Source organism: Marinomonas ushuaiensis DSM 15871 (assembly GCF_000521805.1).
GTDB classification, from domain to species: domain Bacteria; phylum Pseudomonadota; class Gammaproteobacteria; order Pseudomonadales; family Marinomonadaceae; genus Marinomonas; species Marinomonas ushuaiensis.
Window position 1 is genome coordinate 38,951 of sequence record NZ_JAMB01000002.1, and the last position, 25,126, is coordinate 64,076.

The following is a 25,126-nucleotide window of genomic DNA, read 5'->3' on the forward strand; positions in this document are numbered from 1 at the left end:
TATTCTCCAGAATGACTGTTTCATATTATGAGTTTAGCAGCATGCTACAAATTCACAGAAAAATTTACCCTAAGTCGTATTTTTTAAAATCAAACTACTTTTGGCGGCCCACTGTGCATACGAAATTCTGTATCAGGCTCAGTAATAAGCTTTTCTTCTAAGTCTCGGAAAAAGGCTATTCGGTCATCAATCGGTTCGCTTGAGTATTCTTTTGCCAATTCAAGGTAATCCTCAAAATGTCTCGCCTCTGATTTCAGTAATGAAATATAAAATTTAGACAATTCTTCATCCAAATGCGGCGCAAGAGCAGCAAAGCGTTCACAAGATCGAGCCTCAACAAAGGCACCAATAATCATAATATCAATTAAACGCGCTGGCTCATGAGTGCGAATGTGTTTACGCAAACCATCCGCATAACGAGACGCCGACAAATGATCATAAGCGATATCACGACTGCGCATCAGTTTATGTACTTGCTCAAAATGCAAAAGCTCTTCACGAGCTAATCGAGACATTTTATGTAACAAATTATCTCGATCTACATAGCGATACATTAGGTTCATTGCCGTTGACGCGGCTTTTTTTTCGCAATGAGCATGATCATTTAATAGCAAAGTTTGGTTCTCAAGAGCCCAATTCACCCACGCTTTTGGGGATTCACATGGAAGAAACTCAACAAGCTCAGGATACGCTGATAACATTACTCTACCTTTTTGTGTTAAAAAACGTGATTATACTAGGTATTAAGTAAGGTGCGAACAAGTACTCTTCTTTATAGATATAAATAAAGGCCTGTTTTTGTTACTTTATAGGCACTTAGACAGCAACGCCTTGATCTGGATATCAAATTCGTAATGAATGATTTTTATGACCCTAAAAAACTAAAAATTGGCCAACATGTTGGCGTTGAACTCGACCCATATATTTTAAACTATCCATTGGATAGTAATAAAACCACATGGGTAGCCGATCAAGGCGGACGCCCTTTTGTGTTGCGTTTTTTTCAATCGAATAAAGGCAAGGTAGAAGGTTTTCTACAAAACGCGAGAAAATACGCCAGCGTAAAACACCCAGCAATTACACCAAATTATCCGCCTTTTTATTCAAATCTATGGGTATTTTCTTGCTCAGCCGTTTGTGGCGGAGAAAACTTATACAGTTTCTTAGGCAAGTACCCAGATGGTGCGCCATTAAATGTGGTCATAAGCTTATTTGACAACATCGCCAAAGCTCTAGATCAAATACATCAAAACAATCTATTTCACGGGCATCTAGACTTAAGCTCAATACACGTTGTAAATGGTATTGGCCTAATGACTGGCTTTGGCGCTCATAATTGGATGACAAAAATCGATGAAAACGATATGGACAGTCGTTTTTTTCCACCTGAATATTTAAAGAAAAACCAGCAGCGTACGATCGCATCAGACCGTTTTGCCTTTATGAAGCTATTAATGGCTGCCCTACTTGGCGAATCTATTCTTGATAAAGATTTCTCTACCAGCCTGCCTGACTCTCATCATAGTTTGAGTGATGCGACTTGGGATCGCCTACTAGACTGGTCTAGAGAAAATGAAGGCCATAGACCAAAATCGTTAACTGAAGTAATACGAATCATACGAGCTAACCTTTATAAGCCAGAAGCCAGCGGTCACACGCCAACAAAAAGAGCCTTAAAACGTTACATTCGTAGCACCAAAAGCAAAGCCATTGCAGCGGCATCAATCCTTGCAATAACACTTTTCGCTGCTGTGATTTTATGGCCGACAACAGAAGAAGAAACAATTGTTATAACACCAAAACCGACACCTAAAATAACAGCAGAAAAAGTATTTGAAGCGCTCCCTCAAGTACTCGAAGAACCTTTAAAAGTCGGTGGGACTGCACCTAAAATTGAAAAAATCGCCCCTACTACGTTCACGATGGGCGACCAAAACAGAATGGGCGACGACAATGAAAAACCTATTCATGAAGTCGAAATCCCTAGTGGTTTTTACATTAGCAAACACGAAATCACATTTGATCAATACGACAAGTTTGCCAAAGCCACAAATCGCGAACTTCCACCAGATAATGACTGGGGGCGCGGCAATCGCCCTGTTATTAATGTCAGTTGGTACGACGCTAAAGCGTATACCTCTTGGTTATCCAGTCAAACCAATCAGGAATATCGTCTACCCACTGAAATTGAATGGGAGTACTCAGCAAGAGCCGATTCAAACACTGCATTTTGGTATGGAAATACAGTGAAACCTGGCTACAGTGTATGTGATAGCTGCGGCAGTCAATGGGATGGCATCTCTACAGCACCCGTCGGCAGCCAAGCCAGTAATCCATTAGGATTATTTGATATGCATGGCAATGTTGCTGAATGGATTGAAGATTGTTATCACGATTCTTATGACGGCGCACCAAGCAAGAATCAAGTGTGGCTGGCCAACCAATGTGATAACAGAGTTATAAGAGGCGGTTCTTGGTTTGATATCCCAAGAGTCGGTCGTAGCGCAACAAGATATAGAGCAACCCCTGATTTAAAAGCCAGCAATTGGGGATTTAGAATCGTGAGGATCATTCAGGAAAACGATGGTATCTCTAAATCAGAATAATTCCGCTAAATGTCACCTATTCGAAATTGTTATGGCGCTAAGTAAGTCTTTACTGCTTTTTTTCTATAAAATAAGTGCATAAAAAATCACATAGTCTTGTATGGTTTGGTTTATTACACCAACCATTACTATCATAAATTATTATTTAGAGGTGTTGTAAATGAGCCTGTATTCAGAGTACTTACAAGAAATTGAAGACCGTAAAGGTCAAGGATTACATCCTAAGCCAATTGATGACGGTGAATTACTAGCAGAAATCATTGCTCAAATTAAAGATACTGCTCACCAACACAGAGAAAGCTCTCTTAACTTCTTCATTTACAACACAATACCTGGCACAACAAGCGCTGCCGTTGTAAAAGCAAAATTCTTAAAAGAAATTATCTTAGGTGAATCCAGCGTAAAAGAAATAACGCCTGAATTTTCTCTAGAATTACTTTCTCATATGAAAGGCGGCCCTTCTGTTGAAGTATTAATCGACCTTGCATTATCTGATGATGCTTCTATTGCGCCTCTAGCAGCTGAAGTTTTAAAAACTCAAGTATATTTGTACGAAGCAGATATGGAGCGTCTTGAAAGCGCTTATAAGGCTGGAAACAGTATTGCTAAAGACATTCTTCAAAGCTACGCACAAGCTGAATTCTTTACTAAATTACCAGATATCGCTGAAAAAATTGATGTCGTTACCTACATCGCTGGTGAAGGTGATATCTCAACGGATTTATTATCGCCAGGTCATCAATCTCACTCTCGTGCAGACCGTGAATTACACGGCCAGTGCATGAGCACACCAGAAGCTCAAGCAGAGATAAAAGCATTACAAGCTCAGTATCCTAGCATGCAAGTAATGCTTATTGCTGAAAAAGGCACAATGGGCGTTGGTTCATCTCGTATGTCTGGCGTGAATAACGTCGCACTTTGGGCGGGCAAGAAAGCAAGCCCATATGTTCCATTTATCAACATCGCACCGATCGTTGCGGGCACTAATGGTATCGCTCCAATCTTCTTAACAACTGTCGATGTAACAGGCGGTATTGGTCTTGACCTTAAAAACTGGGTTAAGAAAGTAGACGCAAGCGGCAATACTGTTTTTGATCAAAATGGTGATGCTGTATTAGAAGAAGCCTACTCAGTAGCCACTGGTACTGTGTTAACTATCGATACGAAAGCTAAAAAGCTATATAACGGTACTCAAGAACTTGCGGATATCTCATCAGCCTTTACACCACAAAAAGTGGAATTCATGAAAGCTGGTGGCTCATACGCTGTAACCTTCGGTAAGAAGCTACAAACATTTGCAGCAGAAGCGCTAGGCATTGAACCTTTAAGTGTATATGCCGCTGCAAAAGAAATTTCACATGAAGGCCAAGGCTTAACAGCTGTAGAGAAAATATTTAATCGTAATGCTGTTGGTGTTTTATCTGACTCACCATTACACGCAGGCTCAAACGTGCGTGTAAAAGTCAATATTGTTGGCTCACAAGATACAACTGGCCCTATGACATGCCAGGAATTAGAAGCCATGGCTGCTTCTACGATTTCACCACTTGTTGATGGTGCATTTCAATCTGGTTGTCACACTGCCTCTGTTTGGGACAGTAAAGCAAAAGCGAATACGCCTAAATTAATGAGCTTTATGAACAAATTCGGTCTAATCACTGCACGTGACCCGAAAGGTGTTTATCTGTCAATGACGGATGTTATCCATAAAGTATTGAATGATATAACTGTTGATGATCGCGCTATCATTATCGGTGGTGACTCTCATACACGTATGTCTAAAGGCGTTGCCTTTGGTGCTGACTCAGGTACGGTAGCAATTGCGCTGGCAACAGGTGAGTCTGCAATGCCAATTCCAGAGTCAGTAAAAGTAACGTTTAAAGGCCACATGAAAAAATACATGGATTTCCGTGATGTGGTACATGCGACACAAGCTCAAATGCTTAAACAGTTTGGTGGCGAAAACGTCTTCCAAGGCCGTGTAATCGAAGTGCATATTGGTACATTGCTAGCTGACCAAGCCTTCACTTTCACTGACTGGACAGCAGAGATGAAAGCAAAGGCTTCCATCTGTATTTCTCAAGACGAAACGTTAATCGGATCACTTGAATTAGCGAAAAGCCGCATTCAAATCATGATTGATAAAGGCATGGAAAACCCAGCGAAAACGCTTCATGGTTTAATTTCTTTAGCGGATAAACGTATTGACGAAGTTAAGTCAGGTACTGCACCTGCATTAACACCGGATGCAAATGCTAAATACTACGCAGAAGTGGTTGTTGATTTAGACCAAATTGACGAACCAATGATTGCCGATCCAGACGTAAACAATGATGATGTCTCTAAACGCTACACTCATGACGTTATCCGTCCAGTTTCATTCTATGGAAACAAGACTGTTGACTTAGCCTTTGTTGGTTCTTGCATGGTACACAAGGGCGATATGCAAATCATCGCTCAAATGCTCCGTAACATGGAAGCACAAGGCAAAGAAATTAAGTTTAACGCGCCTCTAGTTATCGCTCCACCAACCTATAACATCGTTGATGAGTTGAAAGCCGAAGGCGATTGGGCTCTTCTAGAGAAGTACGCAGGTTTTGAATTTGACGATACAAATCCTAAAGGATCTGCACGTACTAAGTATGAAAACATCATGTACTTAGAACGCCCTGGCTGTAACTTATGTATGGGTAACCAAGAAAAAGCTGAACCAGGTGATACGGTTATTGCAACCTCTACTCGCCTTTTCCAAGGTCGTGTTGTTGCTGACACATCAGAGAAAAAAGGTGAGTCACTACTTGGTTCTACACCTCTAGTTGTACTGTCTGCAATATTGGGACGCTTCCCAACATTAGAAGAGTACAAAGAGGCGGTAGACGGCATTCACCTAACGGACTTTGCGCCACCATTAGAAGAAATGACGACACCACCAATTGAATTTATTCCTGCGGCTAACGTCTAAGTAATAAGCACAACATAAAGGCTTACGCCTTTCTTGAAAAGCCTATGGGAGTATTCCTGTAGGCTTTTTTATTGGTTCTGGCTCCATACCTCTGGCTCGATACCTCTGGCTCCATACTATTACAAAGAGTAAAAGTAAAAGTAAAAGTAAAAGTAAGTACCTTATCGTGTATTTCAACACTCAAGTTAAGGCGCTTGGTATGACTGAGTTTAAAAGGTGGATGAGATTTTTATTTATTTTTTAATGTACTGGAAGTGATTTGTTGTGGGAAATCAATGGGGATGAATTAACTTTAGCGAGATAAAACAGGTTTGATTTCCAGTATAAAAAGAGTCATCACGTTCAATTATAACGAATAATAATTAGATAACAGACTATTGAAAAAGAGCATACGAATGCTTTTTAGGGGAAACCGACAAGTTCAAGGCTGTAATACACACGCTTGTCGCTCGTTAAGTTTGATCTCCATAGGCTGATAAACCAAACCTGCCGATTCATCAACTTCGCCACTGCGCTCAAATCCATACTTTTCATAGGCAGTCACCGAAGATAGTGACGCGCTAACGGTAACCGTTTCTGTCTTAGCGTAACTCAAGGCAGATAAAAGCAGCTTTCTTCCAATACCATTCTTTTGGCGTTCAGGAAGAATAAAAAGCATCGCTATATGGCGCCCCTCCTTCAGTTCAATGACACCTTCGATTTTTTCGTCGCTCTCAGCAACCAGTATTAGATTATCGCCTTTCATTCTGCCGAGAAATGCATCACACGCAGCGATATTCGAAAAGGTTGTAATTCCCTCATCAGACAATGAGCCTGCAACAGACTGCAAAAAAGAATCCATACAAATTGCATTTACAGCCTCAAGATCTTCCTCTTCCAGCTTCCTGATAATCATCAATATCTCCAAGAATTTAACGAGGTTGTAGAATTACCCCAACAGCCAAAATCAATTAAAAAACCAGTCTTTGAGCTCAACTATAAGCGTCTTATTATGTTGCACGATTAAAATCTTGAGTTAGGTTGTTTTAAGAACTCCACTTCATCTGCACTAGAAATACGACCTAAAATATCATTTCGATGTGGATAGCGGCCAAATCTATCAATAATGACCTTATGCTTATGCTCGAAATCTAGATTACTTGGATTACCAAGTGCTTCATAAAGTTTGATTGCTTCTAAATGAATTAACTTAGACTCACTGTGCATGAATGGTAAATATAAAAAGCTACGCTCTGTTTCAGAAAGCTCTATATCAAAACCTTTAGTGATAGCATATTGAGCTAGTACTAACGCCAATGGATCACTTGCAAATGATTCAGGCTTGTCACGGTAGATATTTCTGGAAAATTGATCGAGAATAATAATTTCCGCAAGACAACCTTTTGCGGTTGCTCGCCATTGAAATAACTCGCCTCGTCTAGCTTTATCGTGTAACTCACCAAAACGTTTTTTAATCATTGAGTCTAACTCGAAATCTTTTTCCCACCACTGCTTAGGGTCTAATTCTGCGAACCAAAAATCTATGATTTGACTATACATTCTGAAACTCCATTGCGCTCGAATCGTAATGTAATATAACGAGGCTGTAGAATTACTCCAATAGCCAAATTCAATTAAAATCCGAGTCTCTGAGCCCCACGCTAAACGTTTTTAAGCACTAAGCAATGCATTTCGACCCCATAAAAAAGACTATTTTTCTAAATAAAGAGCAATTATACAACCTCAACGACCCATTAAGAGGCAAAAAACAGCTTGCTAAAATGTCTAAGGAACAAAGGACAGCAAGTTGTTTTTTGTCCTTTTGAATGGCTTGTTATACCTATTTTATTCAGGGCTAAGTATTTTTCTTATGTATTTTTTAAGTTTAATCCTAAAGCTAGTAGTAGTTATTACCCAATTAGATGAGGAATTTTGGTGGAATTGTTCAAAGTTAAAAGGAGCAGAATTAATATTAAGCGTTCCCTGTTTAAAAAGTAACTGAGATTCATTATGAAACCTTTTAAGTATGTCGTGACTTTGATCATAGTGTTTTTTGACAGCTTCGAGTGTAGAAATAACCTCATTTTCCATATTTTGTTCAATATATATTGAGTTCTCTTCAAGTATCGCATATGCCTTTGATATTTCTTGGTAAACATTTTCAAATGCATTAAAACTAGAAGAAAAATTCTGAAAATATAAAGAACAAAAATCATCACTTGATGTTGATTTTGAAGTTTTTTTAAATCTACCAAATCCGTTTCTAGGAAAAGACGTTGAAATAACAGCAACATATATATTTTTAACTGCGTCTCTCTGAGCTTCATCATATTTGGAAAAACTCAAGTTTTGCTTGTGAACATACAAACTTAATTCTGTTTGCAATGTATCTTTTCTAGCATCTAAATCATGTTGGTACTTTTTCAAGGAACGTTTTAGTCTGTTTTCGATGAAAAATTTAGCTAAAAAAGCTACAACACCAGCTCCTGCGAATGCTCCACTAACCAGCGATGTCCAGATTTCATTCATATACTCAAACCTCTAGGTAGGTATAACATTTTAATAGTGCGCATACGCGTTTACATATTTTAAAAACTTGCTAATTATCTCTATAAACCACTGGATCATAATCAGTTTATAAGCCTATTAACAAAACTAAAATCTGGTTAAACGAGCGTGCGCGTTATCTCTGCACTGAAAAACCTTATCTCTTGATACTAAAAGACTTTTTACTTATCTACCAGTGTAAACGCGCAAAAGAATGATTGTTTTTTAGACAAAATGAGCAAAATTTAATAATGATTAAAAATAAACTGTTTGGAGATACAGTTTTTAGAGTTATCTACAATCACCTTTTTTAAATCAAATCCCTTTTAATATAGTGAATTTGGTGTGGCACGACGGAAATTAAATACATTACTGACTGAGTCAGTGATCACGAACTTCTTTAGTCGCCTGATTACGTCTCGTTCCTCGTCTAATCAGATCTACTTTAGGAATATGCCAAACGGCAGATCACGCTTCGCTTATCGTGCCCTACAAGAGCCGGTGATGTGAGGCAAGGCAAATCCGATGGGTGAGGTTAAACGGCAATTTAAAAAAGTAACGTCGAGTGAATGGGTTTAGTTTGGCGAAGTTAAGTAAAGAAGTTCTTGACGCCCTAAAGGGCGACCTGCAAGTGAAAGAAGGAGGTCAAACGGCAGATCACGCTTCGCTCATCGTGCCCTACAAGAGCCAGACACAAAAAAGCCCCGCTATGCGAGGCTTCTCCTAGGAAGGTGGATTAACTAAATAACGTCACGCTCTACAAGCTCATCAAATTCAGCTTGTTGTTGTCGTTCTGCAGGACTCTCAACATCCTTTGCGTTGATGTGGTGTTGTCGACCAGCGTGTTTAGCTTTATGTTTAACTAATTGTTTCTCCAGTTTGCCGACTAAAAGGTCAAGAGCAGGTTTAAGCTGTTTATCCGTCTTAACCGTTGCGAAAAGATCATGCCCAGGTATATGAACACTGGCTTCTACTATTAATTCATGAATCTCATGCTTTTCTGTATTTAGAATCACTTTAATGCTGGTTATTTGGTTATTGATACGAGATAAGTGATCCATTTTTTCTTTAACGACTTCTTGAACTTCTTCACCAGATTGGACGTGGTGACCACTAATATTCAATGTATACATAAAGAATTTCCTTCTATTTAGGTCAGGTTTTTTTATTGCTTAAATCTTATTCCTCCTCTTTTTCTTCGACTGTTAACTATAATCTATGGACTAACTGATCAGATTTCAATGCCCATAATGTAAATACTTGTTCAAGATCATGAATGTATAAAAGATTTTTTAAAACTGCTGCACAAACATTCATTTAACACTTTATTTATCAATAGCATACAGATTAGCATCTAGCAAACTATTAACTCATTTGAATGACCAAAGATTATAATCCATGCTCTTCGCTACTTAAATATAGACGATAAATACGGTACAAAATGGCAAGAAGCACACACAAAACCGATGGCGCTAATAGTGCATAAAAACCGAATTGATTAAACAGAAAAGCACCTGACGTACCTCCCAAAACAAATCCTACGACAATAATGACAAACAAAGATGCCTTGCGTTTATCGAAGCTTTCTCCTCTTAATAAACCACCAATCATAATGCCCAAATCCGTAAAAATACCCGTTAAATGGGTCGTTCTAAGAACAGCACCACTGTAAGTGGTTGCTAGTGCATTTTGGAGTCCACATGCTGTCGAGGCAAAATAATGACCGGTTGTGTGATTGTTTAATAAGAAATACATAGCAGCCAACAATAAAACCGCCTCTGTCATAAGCAATAAATCATAGAGTCGACCGAGTTTTAGTGATGTGCCAGTTAAAATAAATCCAGAAAACACAGACCCAATGACAAAGCTGAGCAATATTCCAATCAAATGAAATAAAGCTGTATTGGATGAATCAAGAAAAGCACTTCCTAAAAGGGTTGCCGTACCAGACAAATGAGAAACAGCTTGATGCTCCATACCCAGCAACGCTACCGCATTAATACTTCCAGCGCCAAGCGCCAGTGAAAAAGCCCCATACTCAACCCACTTTGGCAATGTCGAAACCACACAACCTCCCTATTCACTATAGAAGACAACTTAGTAAAACGAAAAGAACAATAATATTAATTCAGCAAAGCAAAAAAAAGCGCTTGCCATGACAGCAAACGCTTTTTATCGATCTGGGTCAAATATCTAATCGTCCAGTAATATACGTAACATGCGTCGTAGAGGCTCTGCAGCCCCCCACAACAGCTGATCACCTACTGAGAAAGCACTGATGTATTCAGGCCCCATATTCAATTTGCGAATACGGCCTACTGGAATATCCAGTGTGCCTGTTGCGGCTGTTGGCGTTAAACGCGCCATAGTTGCTTCCTTGTCATTAGGAACAACACTGACCCAATCATTATGTTGAGCAAGAATACCTTCAATATCCGCAATTGGAATATCTTTGTTCAATTTGATAGTGAATGCTTGGCTATGGCAGCGCATGGAACCGATACGTACACAAAGACCATCAACAGGAATAATAGAAGACGTGTTACCAAGTATTTTGTTGGTTTCAGCTTGTGCTTTCCACTCTTCACGGCTTTGACCATTATCCAACTGAGAGTCAATATAAGGAATCAAGCTACCCGCTAATGGCACACCAAATTGATCAACAGGCATAGTATTAGAGCGCATTTGCTCAGCCACTTTACGATCAATGTCTAGAATCGCACTAGCAGGATCAGCAAGCTCAGAAGCTACTGAGCCTTGCAACATACCCATTTGATTGATCAACTCACGCATATGACGCGCACCGCCGCCAGAAGCCGCTTGGTACGTCATAGACGTCATCCATTCGATGTGACCTTTATCGAACAAGCCACCCAATGCCAACATCATCAAACTAACAGTACAGTTACCACCAGCAAAGGTTTTAACGCCATCTTTCAAGCCTTGCTTAATGACGTTTTGGTTAACGGGATCAAGAACAATAATCGCGTCTTTATCCATGCGCAATGAAGACGCTGCATCGATCCAGTAACCGTTCCAACCAGCAGAACGCAACTGTGGGTAAATCGCCTTGGTATAATCCCCGCCTTGGCAGGTAATAATAATATCCATCTTCTTCAATGCTTCAATATCCGTCGCATCTTGAAGTAATGGAATATCTTTACCAATTTCTGGCCCTTTTTGCCCCGCTTGAGAAGTGGTGAAAAAAACAGGATCAATGTGATCGAAATCTTTTTCTTCTCGCATGCGTTGCATCAACACGGAACCAACCATTCCGCGCCAGCCGACTAAACCTACAGTTTGTTTTGACATGGTTATTTCTACCTTTTTTTGTGGGGTCACTCATACCAAGAGCAATATCCCAATTAAATACACTTAATACTTTTGTATTAAGCTTTTAGTGCTGCTAATACCGCATCGCCCATGGCTTGCGTACTAACAGTTTCGCACCCTTCTGATGCGATATCTGACGTTCTTAGACCTAGATCTAAAACCTTACTTACTGCTGCTTCGATAGCATCAGCCGCTTCTTTGGCATCCAAAGAGTAACGTAACATCATAGCAACAGATAAAATGGTCGCCAATGGGTTAGCGATTCCTTTTCCTGCGATGTCTGGTGCAGAGCCATGACAAGGCTCATACATGCCTCGACCTTCGGCATTAAGAGACGCTGAAGGAAGCATACCAATAGAACCCGTCAGCATTGCTGCCGCGTCTGATAGGATATCACCAAACATGTTGCCAGTAACCATTACATCAAACTGTTTTGGCGCACGAACAAGTTGCATTGCAGCATTATCCACTAACATGTGCGTCAATTCGACATCAGGATACTCTTTCGCCACTTCTTCCATGACTTCTTTCCAAAGAACCGTCACTTCCAGCACGTTAGATTTATCAATAGAACAAACTCGTTTGCCACGTTGACGAGCCGCTTCAAAAGCAGAACGACCAATACGGCGAATTTCAGATTCACAATAAACGTAAGTATTAAAACCTTCACGTTCACCGTTTTCTAAAGTACGAATACCTCGTGGCTGACCAAAATAAATACCACCAGTCAATTCACGAACGATCAAAATATCCAAGCCAGCAACAATTTCAGGCTTCAAACTAGACGCATCGGCTAATTGTGGATATAGGATAGCAGGACGTAGATTGGAAAATAACTCAAGGTTCGAGCGTAAGCCAAGTAAGCCTTTTTCAGGGCGAACCGACATATCCAAACTGTCCCATTTAGGACCACCTACAGCGCCAAGTAAAATAGCATCCGCATTTTTTGCTTTTGTTAATGTATCTTCTGGTAAAGGCGATCCAGTTTCATCGTAAGCAGAACCGCCAACCAAAGCACTTTCGTGTTTAATATTCAAAGAATACTGATCATTTACCATATCTAACACGCGTACAGCTTGCGCAATGATCTCTGGACCAATACCGTCACCAGGTAACACTAATACATTCTTAGTCATGTAAAATCCTTAAAAACTAATGTCTTATTTATTATTTCTCACGTGACAAGAAAAGCCACGGCGCTTCGTTCATACGTTTTTCTTCATAACGACGAATGGCAGAGTCTTGCTGTAGCGTTAAGCCAATATCATCCAAACCATTCAATAGGCAATGCTTACGGAAATTATCTACTGGGAACTCAAACGTTGCACCCGACGGCGACGTTACGGTTTGTTTTTCCAAATCAACAACAACCTGAGCGCCTTCTTTTGCCGTTACTTCGGCAAACAATTGATCGATGTCTTCTGCTTGTAAAACAATTGGCAACAAACCATTTTTAAAACAGTTGTTATAGAAAATATCTGCAAAGCTTGGCGCAATTATGGAACGAAAACCATAATCATCCAATGCCCAAGGCGCATGTTCGCGGCTCGAGCCGCAACCAAAATTCTGACGAGCAAGCAAAACACTTGCGCCAGCATAACGCGCTTGATTTAAAACAAACTCATCTCGCAAAGGTCGACCTTCACAAGACTGGTCTGGTTGACCTTCATCTTGATAACGAAGCTCATCAAATAAGTTTTTTCCAAAGCCTGTACGCTTGATGGATTTCAAGAACTGCTTTGGAATAATCATATCAGTATCAACGTTTGCCAAATCCAAAGGAGCGGCTAAACCTGTGTGCTGAGTAAAGGGACGCATACTTTCTCCTTTTTAGTGTTTAACAAACTCGTTAACATCAACGAAATGACCAGCAATTGCAGCGGCTGCCGCCATGGCAGGACTAACCAAATGGGTACGACCACCAAAACCTTGACGACCTTCAAAATTACGATTTGAAGTTGACGCACAATGCTCACCGGCACCCAATTTATCCGCATTCATCGCCAAACACATCGAGCAACCTGGCTCGCGCCATTCTAATCCAGCCGCTTCAAAAATAAGGTGTAAGCCTTCTTTTTCTGCTTGTGCTTTAACCAAGCCAGAACCGGGCACAACAATCGCTTGTTTAAGCGTAGAGGCCACTTTACGACCTTTCACAACATCTGCGGCTATACGTAAATCTTCAATGCGAGAGTTAGTACAAGAACCAATAAACACACGATCAAGCGTTATATCTGCTAATGTGACTTTGCCTTCTAAGCCCATGTATTTCCAAGCTCTTGCATAACCTTCTTTTTTAACAGGATCCGTTTGATCTTCAGAACGTGGAATATTTTCATCAATTGCAATCACCATTTCTGGAGACGTTCCCCAAGTAACTTGTGGCTTGATGTCTTCCGCTTTAATAATAACAACTTCGTCGAACTGTGCGTCTTTATCTGAAACAAGCTCTTTCCAAGCGTCTACAGCCATTGCCCACTGATCACCTTTTGGTGCATAAGGTCGACCTTCAACATAATTGATTGTGGTGTCATCAACCGCAATCAAACCGACTCGAGCGCCCGCTTCAATCGCCATATTACACACTGTCATCCGGCCTTCCATAGACAAAGACTGAATGCCAGTTCCACCAAACTCAATTGCATAACCAGTGCCGCCAGCTGTGCCAATCGCACCGATAATTGCAAGCACAACGTCTTTTGCAGATACCCAAGGTGACAGCTCACCATCCACACGAACAAGCATGTTGCGGCTTTTCTTTTGTACAAGACACTGAGTCGCTAAAACATGTTCAACTTCAGATGTTCCGATACCGTGAGCCAAAGCGCCAAAGGCACCATGAGTAGATGTATGTGAATCACCACACACTACCGTCATGCCTGGAAGCGTCGCACCTTGTTCTGGCCCAACAACGTGTACGATTCCTTGGCGAATATCTTTCATGTCAAATTCGGTGATGCCGAACTCATTGCAGTTGTCATCCAGCGTTGTAACCTGAATTTTAGACACTGGGTCTTCAATGCCATCAACACCAGAAATACGCTCTTTCTTCGTTGTTGGTACATTATGATCTGGCGTAGCTAAGCTTGAAGAGACTCTCCAAGGCTTACGTCCGGCCAATCGCAAGCCTTCAAAAGCCTGAGGTGACGTCACTTCATGAAGCAGTTGTAAGTCGATATAAATTAACGCACTGCCGTCATCTCGCTGTTGAACAAGGTGGCTATCCCACAACTTGTCATAAAGGGTTTTACCTGACATAAGTTCTCTCCTAAAAATCTTATTGCGCTATCCTAAAACTTTGGTTTAAATTACTCAAATTCATATTTTTCATATTTTGGATAACTTTTTGGAATGATAGACATTGCAGAGCTGATTACTTTCATAAAAGTGGCTGAAACAGGCTCTTTTTCACACGCAGGATCACAACTTTTTGTGACCCAACCAGCGATTAGTAAACGTATCGCCGCCTTAGAAAATAATTTGGGCGTACGGCTGTTTGATCGCATTGGACGCCAAGTACAACTGACTGAAGCAGGAATGCGACTATTACCGAAAGCCAGAAAAATGGCTGAAGACTTACAAGACATAAAGCGCAGCATGTCATTGCAAATGCAGGACGTCAGCGGGGAACTTAGAATTTCAACCAGTCATCATGTTGGCTTACATCGATTGCCTAAATCTTTAAAACGTTTCCAAGAAGGTTTTCCCAGTGCCCAGCTGGAAATCGAATTTTCTCAATCTGAGGAAGCTTACCAAGATGTTCTAAAAGGACGAGCTGAGCTTGGTATTATTACGCTTTCTAATAAAGAAAACTCACTGATTGAATCTTTACCCATTTGGTCCGACCCTTTGACTTGTGTTGTCAGTAAAGACCACCCTCTCGCTCAAATAAAACAATTAAGCCTAGTGGAATTGGCTCAACACGCCTGTGTGCTTCCAAATAAAAACACCTTCACAAGACAAATTGCAGAACAGGTTTTTGGAAAACAAGGATTAAAACCACAGGTCAGAATGAACACAAATAATTTAGAAACACTTGCTATGCTTGTCAGTATTGGCTGGGGATGGTCGCTACTTCCTTCAACGTTAGTTGATGACAGACTTGCGGTGTTAAATTTTGCAGATTTAAATGTCGAAAGAAAGCTTGGTGTTATTTATCATAAGCAGAAAACATTAAGCCGCGCTGCTATCGCATTTATTGAACTGCTTAAAAACGAAGCCAGAACCTAATTTAACGGCGTTGGCTTGCAATCAAAATAATTAACGCCAGTGCACTGGTCATGGCAGCCGCCGTAAATGCCCAAGGACCACCAGCCCATTCCCACAAATACCCTGTAAACACCATACCAAGACCACCGCCTAAACCGATCGCAAAGGCACTGTACATAGCTTGCCCTTGTCCTGCATAACGTTCAGGAAAAAGACGACGTATTTGCTCAATCGACACCATGTGAAAAAGCGCAAACGTAATACAATGAAGTAATTGCGTAAATATGACGATCCATAATATGGAAGCAAACCACCCCACTAAAAACCATCGAATGATGCCACACACAAAACACAACATAACAATATGAACAACATGGAATTTTTTAATGGCATTTCCAAAAAATAGAAACAGGAAAATTTCAATCACAACACCAACCGCCATTAACAGGCCGATCTGTTGGCCACTGTAGCCTTCATTTGATAAATGAACAGCAAAGAACACATTAAACGGGGCGTGGGACATAAAGGCCAAGAAAGCCAAAACAAAAAACAACATAGACTCAGGTGTTTTAACAAGAGAAATAAAAGACGTTGTTTCTTTATGAGTCTGAACTTCATAGGCCTGTTCTTTTAAAAACAAAGAAGTCACAACCGCCAAAGCAAGAAAGGCACACATGGTCGGAATAACAATCCAGGCTCCAAAATGCCCCATGAGAAAGCCACCACCAGCAACAGCCACTACGTAACCGATTGAACCACCGACCCTAAGCCTTGTATAAGGCACATCCAGATGCCGAATACTTCTCACTGCAAGGGAATCTGTCATAGGCAATAAAGCAGAATAAAACAACGCCATTACGCAAGTTAACAACCACAAGGTCTCAAATTGATCTGTCCAATTAAAAGGAATTACAGCAACGAAACAACCTAAAATAGCAATTTGTAAAATACGTTTTGGAAGCCCTATTCTTGCCGTCAACCACCCCCAAAAATGAGGCACTAAAATTCCAGACAAGGTAAAAGTCGACATTAACCGACCAATTTCAGACGCGGTTAAACCAATCGATTTATAGTAAACCGAGATATAAGGCATCATGACGCCAATAAGTGCACAGAAAAAGAAGTAGAAAAAGAATAATGGCCAAGCAATAGGGCGAGCTTTAATAGAAAACATGTTGGCTCCATTTAATTTTAAAAGATATCTAAAAATAATCAGTTGAGGGGGCTTTCTGGAGGAATTACAGTCCAAATAGCGTATAAGGCATAATATTTAATTATGCTGGAAACAATAAAATAAAGCTCGACCCTTCTATAGATAAAAGAGCGAGCTCTTCATGTTCAAAGCCATTAAGAAGTCAGCGCGTCTTGATCTGGCCAAGCATTAATAATTGCCTTAACAAGAGTTGCCAAAGGAATTGCAAAAAATATCCCCCAGAATCCCCATAACCCACCAAAAAACAATACCGCAACAATGATAGCCAATGGATGAAGGTTCACTGCTTCAGAGAATAACAAAGGCACTAAAACATTCCCGTCTAGAGCCTGAACGATGAGATAAGCAACGACAACGTAAACAAACGCACCGTCTGTTCCGTATTGGTAAAAAGCCACCAATACAACTGGGATAGTCACTGCTGCCGCGCCGATATAAGGAATCAACACAGAAAGCCCAACAAGCAAAGCCAAAAGCTCAGCGTACTTTAACCCAAAAAATAGAAAGACAATGTAAGTTACGACGCCAACAACGATCATTTCAATGAACTTACCACGAATATAATTGGCAATTTGATCATTCATTTCATGTGCAATATTACGCATCATTTTTCTTTCTTTAGGTAACCACGATGTCAAATAAGCCAGAATTTTACTTTGGTCTTTCAATAAGAAAAACATAATCAAAGGGACCAAAACCAAATAAATAACCAAAGAAAATAATGAAGGAATACTAGACAAGGAAAATGACACCAACCATTGACCAAGGTTAGTCGACTCGTTAGCTAATGAATTTATCGCCTCTTCAATCGCGCTTTTACTCAAAAAATCGCTATGGCCTTCCGCAAACTGTAAAAACTCGTCACGGATAGCAGTAAACATACGCGGTGCATCTTGTACAAGACGCACAGCTTGGCGCCAAATAATTGGCACCATAACGCCAATAAAAACGCCACATGCGGTCAAGAATGTAAAAAAGACAAGGAAGACAGAAACAAGATGGGGACAGCCCAATTTTTGTAACCGATCAACCAAACCTTGAAGTAAAAACGCCAATACGATCGCCACTAAAACAGGCGCTAAAACGCCGCCCCAGTATGCTAAAACACCAAGCGCCCCAATTAAGAGAAGAAGAAACACCACCACCTCTTCATTTGAAAAATACCGCTTAATCAATGTATCAACTATTTTAAACATACAGATTCCATTTAATTATTCTGAATAACAAAGGTATATATATTGTCACTGTCATCGGTTGATAATAAAGAATGCCCAACCAAGCCTACGTACTGCGGGATATCTTTTAAAGAACCAGAATCGCACGTTGTAACACACAAGGTCTCACCCGTCTTCATTTTACTCAATGCCATTTTGGTTTTTAATAATGGCATTGGACAACGATCTTCTCTTGCATCTAAGATTACGTCATACTGATTACCATAATTGATCGCCATTTTTTAAATTTTTCCATTAAATGCATTAGCCGTATTATGAGACTATTTTCAACCGTTACAACAGGCTTAACCATCTTAGCCTTTGTTTTTACAAGCTCTTTCTCTGTTTCAGTCCTTGCTGTCATTCCCGATCTAGAAGCAAACAAAGATGAGCGGTCTTTATCCAACCCGTCGTATATATTGGGGCAACATTGGTTTAGAAAGCTGAACGGTAGCCGAGCTTTAATCGATTTTCCACCTGCATACGATTATTTTAAAGAGACTCTATCTCAAATTCTTCCACAAACAAGTCTTTATAATAAAACAGTCGAAATGACTTTTCTCAACAGTTCCAAAAGTAACGCTTTTGTTATCCCTGGAAGCCATATGTTTATCTATTCCGACATCATGGAAGTCATCATAAACGAAGACATGCTCTTGGGGTTACTGGCCCATGAAGTTGCTCATTTAGACTTAAGACACTATGAAAGACAAACAAAACATTCGGAAGAAGAACTTCAAAAAACACTGACGCTATTAGGTGCGGGAATTGCTGCAGCATTAGCTGGCGCAGATGCTGATGCGACAACCGCTCTGTGGTTAGGCGGCATAGCCAATCAAGCAGAAAACAATCTAACCTATAGCCGAACCCAAGAGCAAGAAGCCGATCGGCGTGGCAGACAATATCTTATCGAAGCAGGAATTTCGACAGATGGTATGAACCAATTATTCCAAGCTTTTTTCAAAAAAGCTTTAGGCAGACCACAAATTGAATTTTTATCAAGTCACCCTTTACCGGATACTCGGTTATCTGATTCATTCAGTACAGACAAAAAAGAAACCATATTGAACTATAAAAAAAGCAATGATTTTGAGTATTTCAGGGCCTCATTATTGGCCTATCGAGCGGGGCTAGAAGATCAGCCTTATTCTTACCTAGATCAACAAATTCAAGACGAAGACGCTAACGCGTTTGCAAAAGGTCTTTTTTCTTATCTTGTTCAATCACCAGAGCGTGCACTCGTTTTTTTAGGTAAATTAAAAAAACACAATCAATTTACAGACTATCTTCAAGTATTAAGTTACGAAGCCGCAGGTCAAACAGACAAAGCCTTAATTATTGTTAATAAAGAATTAGAATTGGCACCCAAAAACATTCCATTTTCCATGCTACTGGCCCAACTAACGCACTCAAAACCTCTAGATATAAAATCTCAGTTCCTTTATGAAAATCGATTGTTATGGCGAGCCAACATCCAACACTACCAATCAATCAAAAACATACCGATGGCGTTAAGCTACAAAGCCTTATTAGATTTCAGCCAAGGGAAAGGGAAAACAGCACAGCTTATTATTAAAAGAGCTCTCAATGATGCAGAAGAGAAAGATAAAGAACGGATAAAATCCATTATTCGTTCATTTGACATAATCCAACAAGCGGAAAAACAAGAGGACTTAGATAAAGAATAAAATTGAAATGAAACACTTAAAAATGCACCTAAGCGAGGCGAAGAACTTATAAATGGATAGGGATATAGGCTAGAATTTGCTAACCTGACTTATCCACTTAGATTTTAGACATTATGACGCCGCTTCCTTTAATCGACAACTTAGAACATCTACCAAACCCTTTTACTCAGTTCGAGACAATTGCGACTCATCTAAAGGGAAACTCACCACACCTCAATGACCCTGAATACTGCCGAGACTTACAACTTGCCTTATGCTTTATCTATAGCTATAACGGCTCTCAGGCAACCTTCAATTCATATCGTCGCGAAGTAGAACGTTTATTATTGTGGTCCTGGAATGTAGCATCTTGCCCAACATCACAATTAAGACGAGATCAAATAGAAGAATTCATTCATTTTTGTGTTGCGCCACCAGAAAATTGGATCGGGACTAAAAACGTCGCTCGCTTTAAATTATACATGGGTGAAAGAACACCAAATAAAGATTGGCGTCCTTTTGTGGCTCACGTCAGCAAATTAGAATTTAAAAACGGCGATGTACCGAAAACCAAACAACACTCGTTATCTCAAGCGGCCATTCGTGCTACTTTTTCAATACTATCGTCTTATTATGGCTTTTTAATGCAAGAAGACGCTATACAACAAAACCCTGTTGCTTTGATTCGCCAGAAAAGCAAATTCGTTAAAAAAGAAGTTACTCGAAAGCAAGTAAGACGGATTTCGAACTTACAATGGGACTATGTAACTGAAACCGCTGAAATGCTAGCCGAAGAAGACCCAGCGATGCACGAACGCACCTTATTCATTATGAATGCACTACTTGGAATGTATTTACGAATTTCTGAATTAGTCGCCGATGAACGATCTGCACCAGTCATGGGAGACTTCATAAAAGACTCAGATGGACATTGGTGGTTTAAAGTTCTTTCGAAGGGAAATAAGGAACGCCTTGTCGCGGTATCAGATGATATGCTCAACGCCTTAATTCGATACCGTCGTTTCCGTGATTTACCAACCTTGCCTACCATTGCTGAAAACACACCTTTGATTCCAAAAAATCGTGGTCAAGGGGCGATGACCAGCTCAAGACAAGTGCGCAACATAGTGCAATTCTGTTTTGATAGAGCTTATGAACGCATGTGTGAAGATGGTATGAGAGAAGACGCTGACGATTTACGCGTAGCAACCGTCCATTGGTTACGCCATACAGGGATCTCCGAAGATGTAAAAACACGTCCGAAGGAGCATGTAAGAGAAGACGCAGGACACGCAAGCATGGCAACAACCGATAAATACATAGACACTGAATATCGAGAACGTCACGCCAGTGGTCGAAAGAAAGCGCTGCGTCCGAATTAATTAACGATTCAAACCAGAGTAATAGCTCGACTTTAGCTTATTACTCTTTGGACCAACGCTCTAAGCTTGCTTCATCTTTCGTGTTTGCCTCTACCCACTGACTCTTTGAACCTTGAGTTTCTTTCTTCCAAAAAGCAGCGCGACTCTTCAAATAATCCATAATAAAATCACACGCTTGAAATGCCTCCGCTCTATGTGAAGCACTAACCCCAACGAAAACAATTTGGTCGTCTATCGTCAAACGCCCTACTCGATGGACGACACAGACATCTAATAATGGCCAACGATCATTTGCTTCATCAACAATTTTCTTTAGGTTGCGCTCCGTCATTCCTGGGTAATGCTCAAGCTCAAAAGAACACGCTTCTTTTGATAGGTCTGAAAACTGACGTACCAAGCCTACAAACATAGCCACAGCACCAGTCTTATTTGATTTTAATAAGCCTTTATATAAAGCATCAACATCAAAGTCATTTTCCTGTACTTGTATCATTTAGCCTCCTGTTACGGGTGGAAAAAAAGCCACTTCGGTAACATTCACAGGCACTAGATCATCATCTCTCGTGAATTCAAAATCGACAGAAGACTGAATGCCTTTATCCAATAAAGCATCGCCTTTATCCAGCTCACTTACCAATTGTTGCTTTAATTGAGCAATACTCAGTGGTAAAACTAACTCGATGGAATAATTTGCTTGCCCTATGACTTCTTTTAACGACGCAAAAAATACAACATTAACTTTGTGCTTTATTTGGTTTTCTGCGTTAGACATTGTCTTTACTCCAATCACCACTTTTGCCGCCTTTCTTTTCAAGTAAAGAGACATTATTAATAACAATCCCCTTATCAACGGCCTTGCACATATCGTAAAGCGTTAACGCCGCCACACTCGCTCCGGTTAACGCTTCCATTTCTACACCTGTTTTGCCGGACAAAGAGCAAGTACATAACACTTCTAATTCGCAATCACTGATGGTGTTAATTTCCACACTTACTTTGGTCAGCATTAATGGATGACATAAGGGGATCAAATCCGATGTTTTTTTCGTCGCTTGAATACCCGCAATACGTGCTGTGGCAAGAACATCGCCTTTAGGCAAGCCGCCTTCCATCACTTTTATCAAAGTTGATGCCTTCATTTTTAGAATGGCTTGCGCAGTAGCCGTTCGTTTAGTGATCTCTTTATCAGAGACATCCACCATGTGAGCGTGGCCTTGATGGTCTAAATGGGTCAGTGTTTCGCTCATAAAATTCCTAAACATAATACATAAATTGAAAATATGGCCTATATTTTAAGAAAGCGCATACGATTGCAAGCAAAGTATTGCTAATTCAACAGACTCTAATACTTTTTTGTTCTTATAAGTGTTAATTTATAGCTTTGTATTTTCATACAGATATTTTCGATTAGGATAAATAAATTAGGGTATACAAGGATGATATTTAGAAACGTTGTTTTTTTCTTTTTATTAGCATCACTCTTTTCGACGCAAAGTGCATTCGCCAACGAATACACTCAAAAAAGCAGTGATACATTTCCTACCTTCAAGGAAACTACACCCATTACTGCACAGAGCCTTTTATCACTGGATACATTTCAGGAAAGTCTTTATGAAGAGTCTCAAGGCTTTTCTAATTCTGCTTATTGGCACAAACTAACATTTCCAAAAATCACAACAGAATCAACTGATAAAAGGCTGCATCTGGGTATCAGCTATTACATCATCAATAATTTAGACTTTTATCTATTTCATGGAGACGAGTTGCAGCAACACTGGGCCAGAGGAGCACTGCAAACTTGGAACGCTAAGGATGAAAGCTATAAAGGAATTTGGATTCCCATCGTCTTATCAGAGCAAAAAGAAACAACGCTTCTTATTCGAAAACAAGGGCACTCCCCTCTTTTGACACCTATTATGCTGTTTAATGACCAAGAAGTTATTGACAAAAAAGAGCAAAAGTTGCTTTTTTGGACTGTCATTCTTTGCAGTCTCATAGTTCTTCTCACTCACAATATTTTTGTTTTTATGCTACTTAGACAACCGGGTTATGTTTACTACCTTGGTATTAACATTACAATTTTGGTTTCTCTATCGATTATCACTGGGTTTAACCGCTGGATTTTTCCAGAAGAGTTCTCTCAATGGACAACCAAAAATTTATTCTTTGTTTTTGGTATTGCGACCTGGATACTTTATAAATTCAGTTTATCTTTTTTAAAAGAAGTCCAAATCCCAACAGCAGAATCTTTTACACGCAGATATGGTGATTTAGGCTTCATCGCCTTTCTCATAGCAACTCAATTATTTTCTGAACAAGTATCCGCTTCACTGTTCGCGTTAATCGAAGTATTTATGTTTTTCTTTTGTACCTACTGGGGAGTAAAAGCCTATAACAAGGGCTTCCTAGCTGTTCGTTTTTACCTATTTTCTTGGCTTACTTTGATGTTAGGCAGCATTTTTAATACATTAATATTTTGGAAAGTTTTACCCATTAACATTATGACGGAATCCATACTTCCTATTTGTAGTCTTCTGCAATTATTAGGGTTTGCTTTTGCCTTCGCAGACAAATCTAATTACATAGAACGTAAGCGTCAACTCCAAGCCATTACCGACCCATCAACAGGTTTGCCAAATCGCACCTATTATTTTGAAAAACTACCATTATTAATTTCAAAAGGAGCTCATGATCAACCGAATCTTGCATTAATCATGGTAGAGATCACTAGCCACCTAAAATTGAGCCAAGCATTTGGTCCTGCACAAGCAGACATTGCACTTAATGACATTATTAAGCGAATCCATAAAAAAACCATGACAATGGATGGGTTCTTACCTTTACCACTGACAGGCAAACACACCAAACATTTAATGCGTTTAACAATCAGAAACATCGTCATCGTTAGTACAACGCCTAACGAATTAAAGAGTCAAATAGAACAAATTCAACAAGTGCTCGACCATTCTATACTGGTAAACAAGGCACACTTCCGCCATCAATATAAAATTGGTAGTGCACTTTATCCCTCACAGGGCTCCAACCTTGATAAACTTTATCAAAATGCCCTAATTGCCAGTAACACAGTGACTTACTCATCTGGAAGTTGGGCGCCTTTTACAAACAAATTACAAAGCAACCATGCCCACCAACTAAGGTTAATAACGCTATTAACTGATGATATTAAAAATGAAAAACTCTATTTTGATATCCAACCACAAGTTGATCTATCTAAAAACAAAATCGTTGGAGGTGAAGTCCTTCTTCGCTGGCATAACGAATATCTAGGTCAAATTTCTCCTGCTGAATTTATTCCTTTGGCAGAACAAACCGGACTTATTTATAAACTCACTTATATGATAATTGAAAAAGCCTTTCAGTGGGCAGCCGCTCACTCTAAAGAACTCACAACACACACCTTATCTATCAACATATCTGCTCTGGATCTTTGGCAAGAAGACTTTGCTAAACGTACAAGTCAGTTGATTCAAAAATACAATTTAAACGCCGAACAATTCACAATAGAAGTGACAGAAACCAGCATTTTTCAGAATAATGACATAGTCATCAGTAATGTGGCACAACTCCATCAGGCGGGTTTTAAACTCGCAATTGATGATTTTGGTGTGGGTTATAGCTCAATGCAAAACCTAGTTTCTCTTCAAACTGATGAGCTCAAAATTGATCAGTTTTTTGTCATGAATTTACTAAATAATAAGCAAAGCCAAACCTTATGCCGCAATATGATTAACCTCAGTGAAGAATTAAATATCACCAGTGTGGCAGAAGGTATTGAATCAGAAGAGATACTAAACTTACTACAAATGTGGAACTGTCAGCTTGGTCAGGGCTATCACCTTCATAGGCCAATGACTCCAGCTAGCTACCTTAACCTTTTAGACCCTGGTCTATCAGAGTCAAGTCATCAATAAGAACTGGATGCGCCTTTGTCAGAGACCACAAATTGTGCATAATGAGTCTGTTCACCCACTTTCTCATAAACATGGTTAGTAT

General features: G+C 39.9%; 22 protein-coding genes. 6 read left to right on the plus strand and 16 right to left on the minus strand.

Annotation, left to right across the window (positions count from 1 at the left end; genetic code table 11):
* Positions 1-89: 89 nt before the first annotated feature.
* Positions 90-701, minus strand: a complete 612-nt coding sequence (locus MUS1_RS03630; protein WP_036159301.1) for a MiaE family protein — start codon at positions 699-701, stop codon at positions 90-92.
* Positions 702-854: 153 nt separating this feature from the next.
* Here MUS1_RS03630 and MUS1_RS03635 point away from each other — a divergent pair, with 153 nt between their 5' ends.
* Together MUS1_RS03635 and MUS1_RS03640 are read left to right on the plus strand one after the other, a co-directional pair.
* Complete coding sequence (locus tag MUS1_RS03635) at positions 855-2,606, plus strand: formylglycine-generating enzyme family protein (RefSeq protein WP_036159303.1); 1,752 nt, start codon at positions 855-857, stop codon at positions 2,604-2,606.
* Between the two features lie 160 nt (positions 2,607-2,766).
* Entirely contained in the window at positions 2,767-5,568 is a 2,802-nt protein-coding gene (locus MUS1_RS03640) for a bifunctional aconitate hydratase 2/2-methylisocitrate dehydratase (protein ID WP_036159305.1), read from the plus strand.
* A gap of 421 nt (positions 5,569-5,989) precedes the next feature.
* Here MUS1_RS03640 and MUS1_RS03645 read toward each other — a convergent pair whose 3' ends face one another.
* From MUS1_RS03645 to leuC, 9 genes are all read right to left on the minus strand, one after another.
* Complete coding sequence (locus tag MUS1_RS03645) at positions 5,990-6,463, minus strand: GNAT family N-acetyltransferase (protein WP_211236426.1); 474 nt, start codon at positions 6,461-6,463, stop codon at positions 5,990-5,992.
* A 107-nt stretch (positions 6,464-6,570) separates the two neighbouring features.
* Positions 6,571-7,107, minus strand: coding sequence for a DUF924 family protein (locus tag MUS1_RS03650; protein WP_036159307.1), 537 nt, complete (start codon positions 7,105-7,107; stop codon positions 6,571-6,573).
* Positions 7,108-7,392: 285 nt separating this feature from the next.
* Entirely contained in the window at positions 7,393-8,076 is a 684-nt protein-coding gene (locus tag MUS1_RS03655) for a hypothetical protein (RefSeq protein ID WP_036159309.1), read from the minus strand.
* A 758-nt stretch (positions 8,077-8,834) separates the two neighbouring features.
* A complete protein-coding gene (hpf, locus tag MUS1_RS03660; protein WP_036159311.1) occupies positions 8,835-9,227 on the minus strand; it encodes a ribosome hibernation-promoting factor, HPF/YfiA family in 393 nt (130 codons plus the stop codon).
* 256 nt (positions 9,228-9,483) lie between these two features.
* Complete coding sequence (locus tag MUS1_RS03665) at positions 9,484-10,161, minus strand: YoaK family protein (protein WP_036159313.1); 678 nt, start codon at positions 10,159-10,161, stop codon at positions 9,484-9,486.
* A 126-nt stretch (positions 10,162-10,287) separates the two neighbouring features.
* Positions 10,288-11,406 carry an aspartate-semialdehyde dehydrogenase gene (gene asd, locus MUS1_RS03670; RefSeq protein WP_036159315.1) on the minus strand — a complete coding sequence of 373 codons (1,119 nt, stop codon included), beginning with the start codon at positions 11,404-11,406 and terminating at the stop codon, positions 10,288-10,290.
* Between the two features lie 77 nt (positions 11,407-11,483).
* The gene (leuB, locus tag MUS1_RS03675) at positions 11,484-12,563 is read right to left on the minus strand and encodes a 3-isopropylmalate dehydrogenase (protein ID WP_036159318.1); all 1,080 of its coding nucleotides are present in this window, start codon (positions 12,561-12,563) and stop codon (positions 11,484-11,486) included.
* 31 nt (positions 12,564-12,594) lie between these two features.
* Positions 12,595-13,245, minus strand: coding sequence for a 3-isopropylmalate dehydratase small subunit (gene leuD / locus MUS1_RS03680; protein WP_036159320.1), 651 nt, complete (start codon positions 13,243-13,245; stop codon positions 12,595-12,597).
* A 12-nt stretch (positions 13,246-13,257) separates the two neighbouring features.
* Entirely contained in the window at positions 13,258-14,685 is a 1,428-nt protein-coding gene (gene leuC / locus MUS1_RS03685) for a 3-isopropylmalate dehydratase large subunit (RefSeq protein WP_036159322.1), read from the minus strand.
* 93 nt (positions 14,686-14,778) lie between these two features.
* Between leuC and MUS1_RS03690 the strand changes: the two genes are divergently transcribed.
* Entirely contained in the window at positions 14,779-15,657 is an 879-nt protein-coding gene (locus tag MUS1_RS03690) for a LysR family transcriptional regulator (RefSeq protein WP_051436090.1), read from the plus strand.
* A 1-nt stretch (position 15,658) separates the two neighbouring features.
* On the opposite strand, the gene MUS1_RS03695 is transcribed toward MUS1_RS03690, so the two are convergent.
* From MUS1_RS03695 to MUS1_RS03705, 3 genes are all read right to left on the minus strand, one after another.
* Positions 15,659-16,810 (minus strand): MFS transporter, encoded by a 1,152-nt coding sequence (locus MUS1_RS03695; protein WP_036159324.1) that lies wholly within the window; start codon positions 16,808-16,810, stop codon positions 15,659-15,661.
* Positions 16,811-16,983: 173 nt separating this feature from the next.
* Positions 16,984-18,045, minus strand: coding sequence for an AI-2E family transporter (locus MUS1_RS03700; RefSeq protein WP_036159326.1), 1,062 nt, complete (start codon positions 18,043-18,045; stop codon positions 16,984-16,986).
* 11 nt (positions 18,046-18,056) lie between these two features.
* Positions 18,057-18,302, minus strand: coding sequence for a sulfurtransferase TusA family protein (locus MUS1_RS03705; RefSeq protein WP_051436091.1), 246 nt, complete (start codon positions 18,300-18,302; stop codon positions 18,057-18,059).
* Positions 18,303-18,338: 36 nt separating this feature from the next.
* On the opposite strand from MUS1_RS03705, the gene MUS1_RS03710 reads away from it, so the two are divergent.
* Both MUS1_RS03710 and MUS1_RS03715 read left to right on the plus strand, forming a co-directional pair.
* Positions 18,339-19,751, plus strand: a complete 1,413-nt coding sequence (locus MUS1_RS03710; protein WP_036159327.1) for a M48 family metallopeptidase — start codon at positions 18,339-18,341, stop codon at positions 19,749-19,751.
* A gap of 113 nt (positions 19,752-19,864) precedes the next feature.
* Complete coding sequence (locus MUS1_RS03715) at positions 19,865-21,112, plus strand: tyrosine-type recombinase/integrase (protein WP_036159329.1); 1,248 nt, start codon at positions 19,865-19,867, stop codon at positions 21,110-21,112.
* Between the two features lie 40 nt (positions 21,113-21,152).
* Here the strand turns inward: MUS1_RS03715 and MUS1_RS03720 are convergent, their stop codons facing one another.
* The 3 genes from MUS1_RS03720 to moaC are packed head-to-tail and all read right to left on the minus strand — an operon-like array spanning position 21,153 to position 22,359.
* Positions 21,153-21,605 carry a molybdenum cofactor biosynthesis protein MoaE gene (locus MUS1_RS03720; protein WP_036159331.1) on the minus strand — a complete coding sequence of 151 codons (453 nt, stop codon included), beginning with the start codon at positions 21,603-21,605 and terminating at the stop codon, positions 21,153-21,155.
* Positions 21,606-21,884, minus strand: coding sequence for a MoaD/ThiS family protein (locus MUS1_RS03725; RefSeq protein WP_036159333.1), 279 nt, complete (start codon positions 21,882-21,884; stop codon positions 21,606-21,608).
* Positions 21,877-22,359, minus strand: coding sequence for a cyclic pyranopterin monophosphate synthase MoaC (moaC, locus tag MUS1_RS03730; RefSeq protein ID WP_036159335.1), 483 nt, complete (start codon positions 22,357-22,359; stop codon positions 21,877-21,879). The genes MUS1_RS03725 and moaC overlap by 8 nt, the downstream gene beginning before the upstream one ends.
* A 189-nt stretch (positions 22,360-22,548) precedes the next feature.
* Between moaC and MUS1_RS03735 the strand changes: the two genes are divergently transcribed.
* Positions 22,549-25,044 carry an EAL domain-containing protein gene (locus MUS1_RS03735; protein ID WP_036159337.1) on the plus strand — a complete coding sequence of 832 codons (2,496 nt, stop codon included), beginning with the start codon at positions 22,549-22,551 and terminating at the stop codon, positions 25,042-25,044.
* Positions 25,045-25,126: the final 82 nt, after the last annotated feature.

What these genes read in the sequence shown, in the direction of transcription:
- MUS1_RS03720 (WP_036159331.1), bottom strand. Translation starts at nt 21,605, where the DNA reads ATGATACAAGTACAGGAAAATGACTTTGATGTTGATGCTTTATATAAA.
- MUS1_RS03635 (WP_036159303.1), top strand. Translation starts at nt 855, where the DNA reads ATGAATGATTTTTATGACCCTAAAAAACTAAAAATTGGCCAACATGTT.
- MUS1_RS03645 (WP_211236426.1), bottom strand. Translation starts at nt 6,463, where the DNA reads ATGATTATCAGGAAGCTGGAAGAGGAAGATCTTGAGGCTGTAAATGCA.
- MUS1_RS03640 (WP_036159305.1), top strand. Translation starts at nt 2,767, where the DNA reads ATGAGCCTGTATTCAGAGTACTTACAAGAAATTGAAGACCGTAAAGGT.
- MUS1_RS03715 (WP_036159329.1), top strand. Translation starts at nt 19,865, where the DNA reads ATGACGCCGCTTCCTTTAATCGACAACTTAGAACATCTACCAAACCCT.
- leuC (WP_036159322.1), bottom strand. Translation starts at nt 14,685, where the DNA reads ATGTCAGGTAAAACCCTTTATGACAAGTTGTGGGATAGCCACCTTGTT.
- leuB (WP_036159318.1), bottom strand. Translation starts at nt 12,563, where the DNA reads ATGACTAAGAATGTATTAGTGTTACCTGGTGACGGTATTGGTCCAGAG.
- asd (WP_036159315.1), bottom strand. Translation starts at nt 11,406, where the DNA reads ATGTCAAAACAAACTGTAGGTTTAGTCGGCTGGCGCGGAATGGTTGGT.
- moaC (WP_036159335.1), bottom strand. Translation starts at nt 22,359, where the DNA reads ATGAGCGAAACACTGACCCATTTAGACCATCAAGGCCACGCTCACATG.
- MUS1_RS03650 (WP_036159307.1), bottom strand. Translation starts at nt 7,107, where the DNA reads ATGTATAGTCAAATCATAGATTTTTGGTTCGCAGAATTAGACCCTAAG.
- MUS1_RS03710 (WP_036159327.1), top strand. Translation starts at nt 18,339, where the DNA reads ATGAGACTATTTTCAACCGTTACAACAGGCTTAACCATCTTAGCCTTT.
- MUS1_RS03700 (WP_036159326.1), bottom strand. Translation starts at nt 18,045, where the DNA reads ATGTTTAAAATAGTTGATACATTGATTAAGCGGTATTTTTCAAATGAA.
- MUS1_RS03695 (WP_036159324.1), bottom strand. Translation starts at nt 16,810, where the DNA reads ATGTTTTCTATTAAAGCTCGCCCTATTGCTTGGCCATTATTCTTTTTC.
- MUS1_RS03735 (WP_036159337.1), top strand. Translation starts at nt 22,549, where the DNA reads ATGATATTTAGAAACGTTGTTTTTTTCTTTTTATTAGCATCACTCTTT.
- leuD (WP_036159320.1), bottom strand. Translation starts at nt 13,245, where the DNA reads ATGCGTCCCTTTACTCAGCACACAGGTTTAGCCGCTCCTTTGGATTTG.
- MUS1_RS03725 (WP_036159333.1), bottom strand. Translation starts at nt 21,884, where the DNA reads ATGTCTAACGCAGAAAACCAAATAAAGCACAAAGTTAATGTTGTATTT.
- MUS1_RS03690 (WP_051436090.1), top strand. Translation starts at nt 14,779, where the DNA reads ATGATAGACATTGCAGAGCTGATTACTTTCATAAAAGTGGCTGAAACA.
- MUS1_RS03655 (WP_036159309.1), bottom strand. Translation starts at nt 8,076, where the DNA reads ATGAATGAAATCTGGACATCGCTGGTTAGTGGAGCATTCGCAGGAGCT.
- MUS1_RS03630 (WP_036159301.1), bottom strand. Translation starts at nt 701, where the DNA reads ATGTTATCAGCGTATCCTGAGCTTGTTGAGTTTCTTCCATGTGAATCC.
- hpf (WP_036159311.1), bottom strand. Translation starts at nt 9,227, where the DNA reads ATGTATACATTGAATATTAGTGGTCACCACGTCCAATCTGGTGAAGAA.
- MUS1_RS03705 (WP_051436091.1), bottom strand. Translation starts at nt 18,302, where the DNA reads ATGGCGATCAATTATGGTAATCAGTATGACGTAATCTTAGATGCAAGA.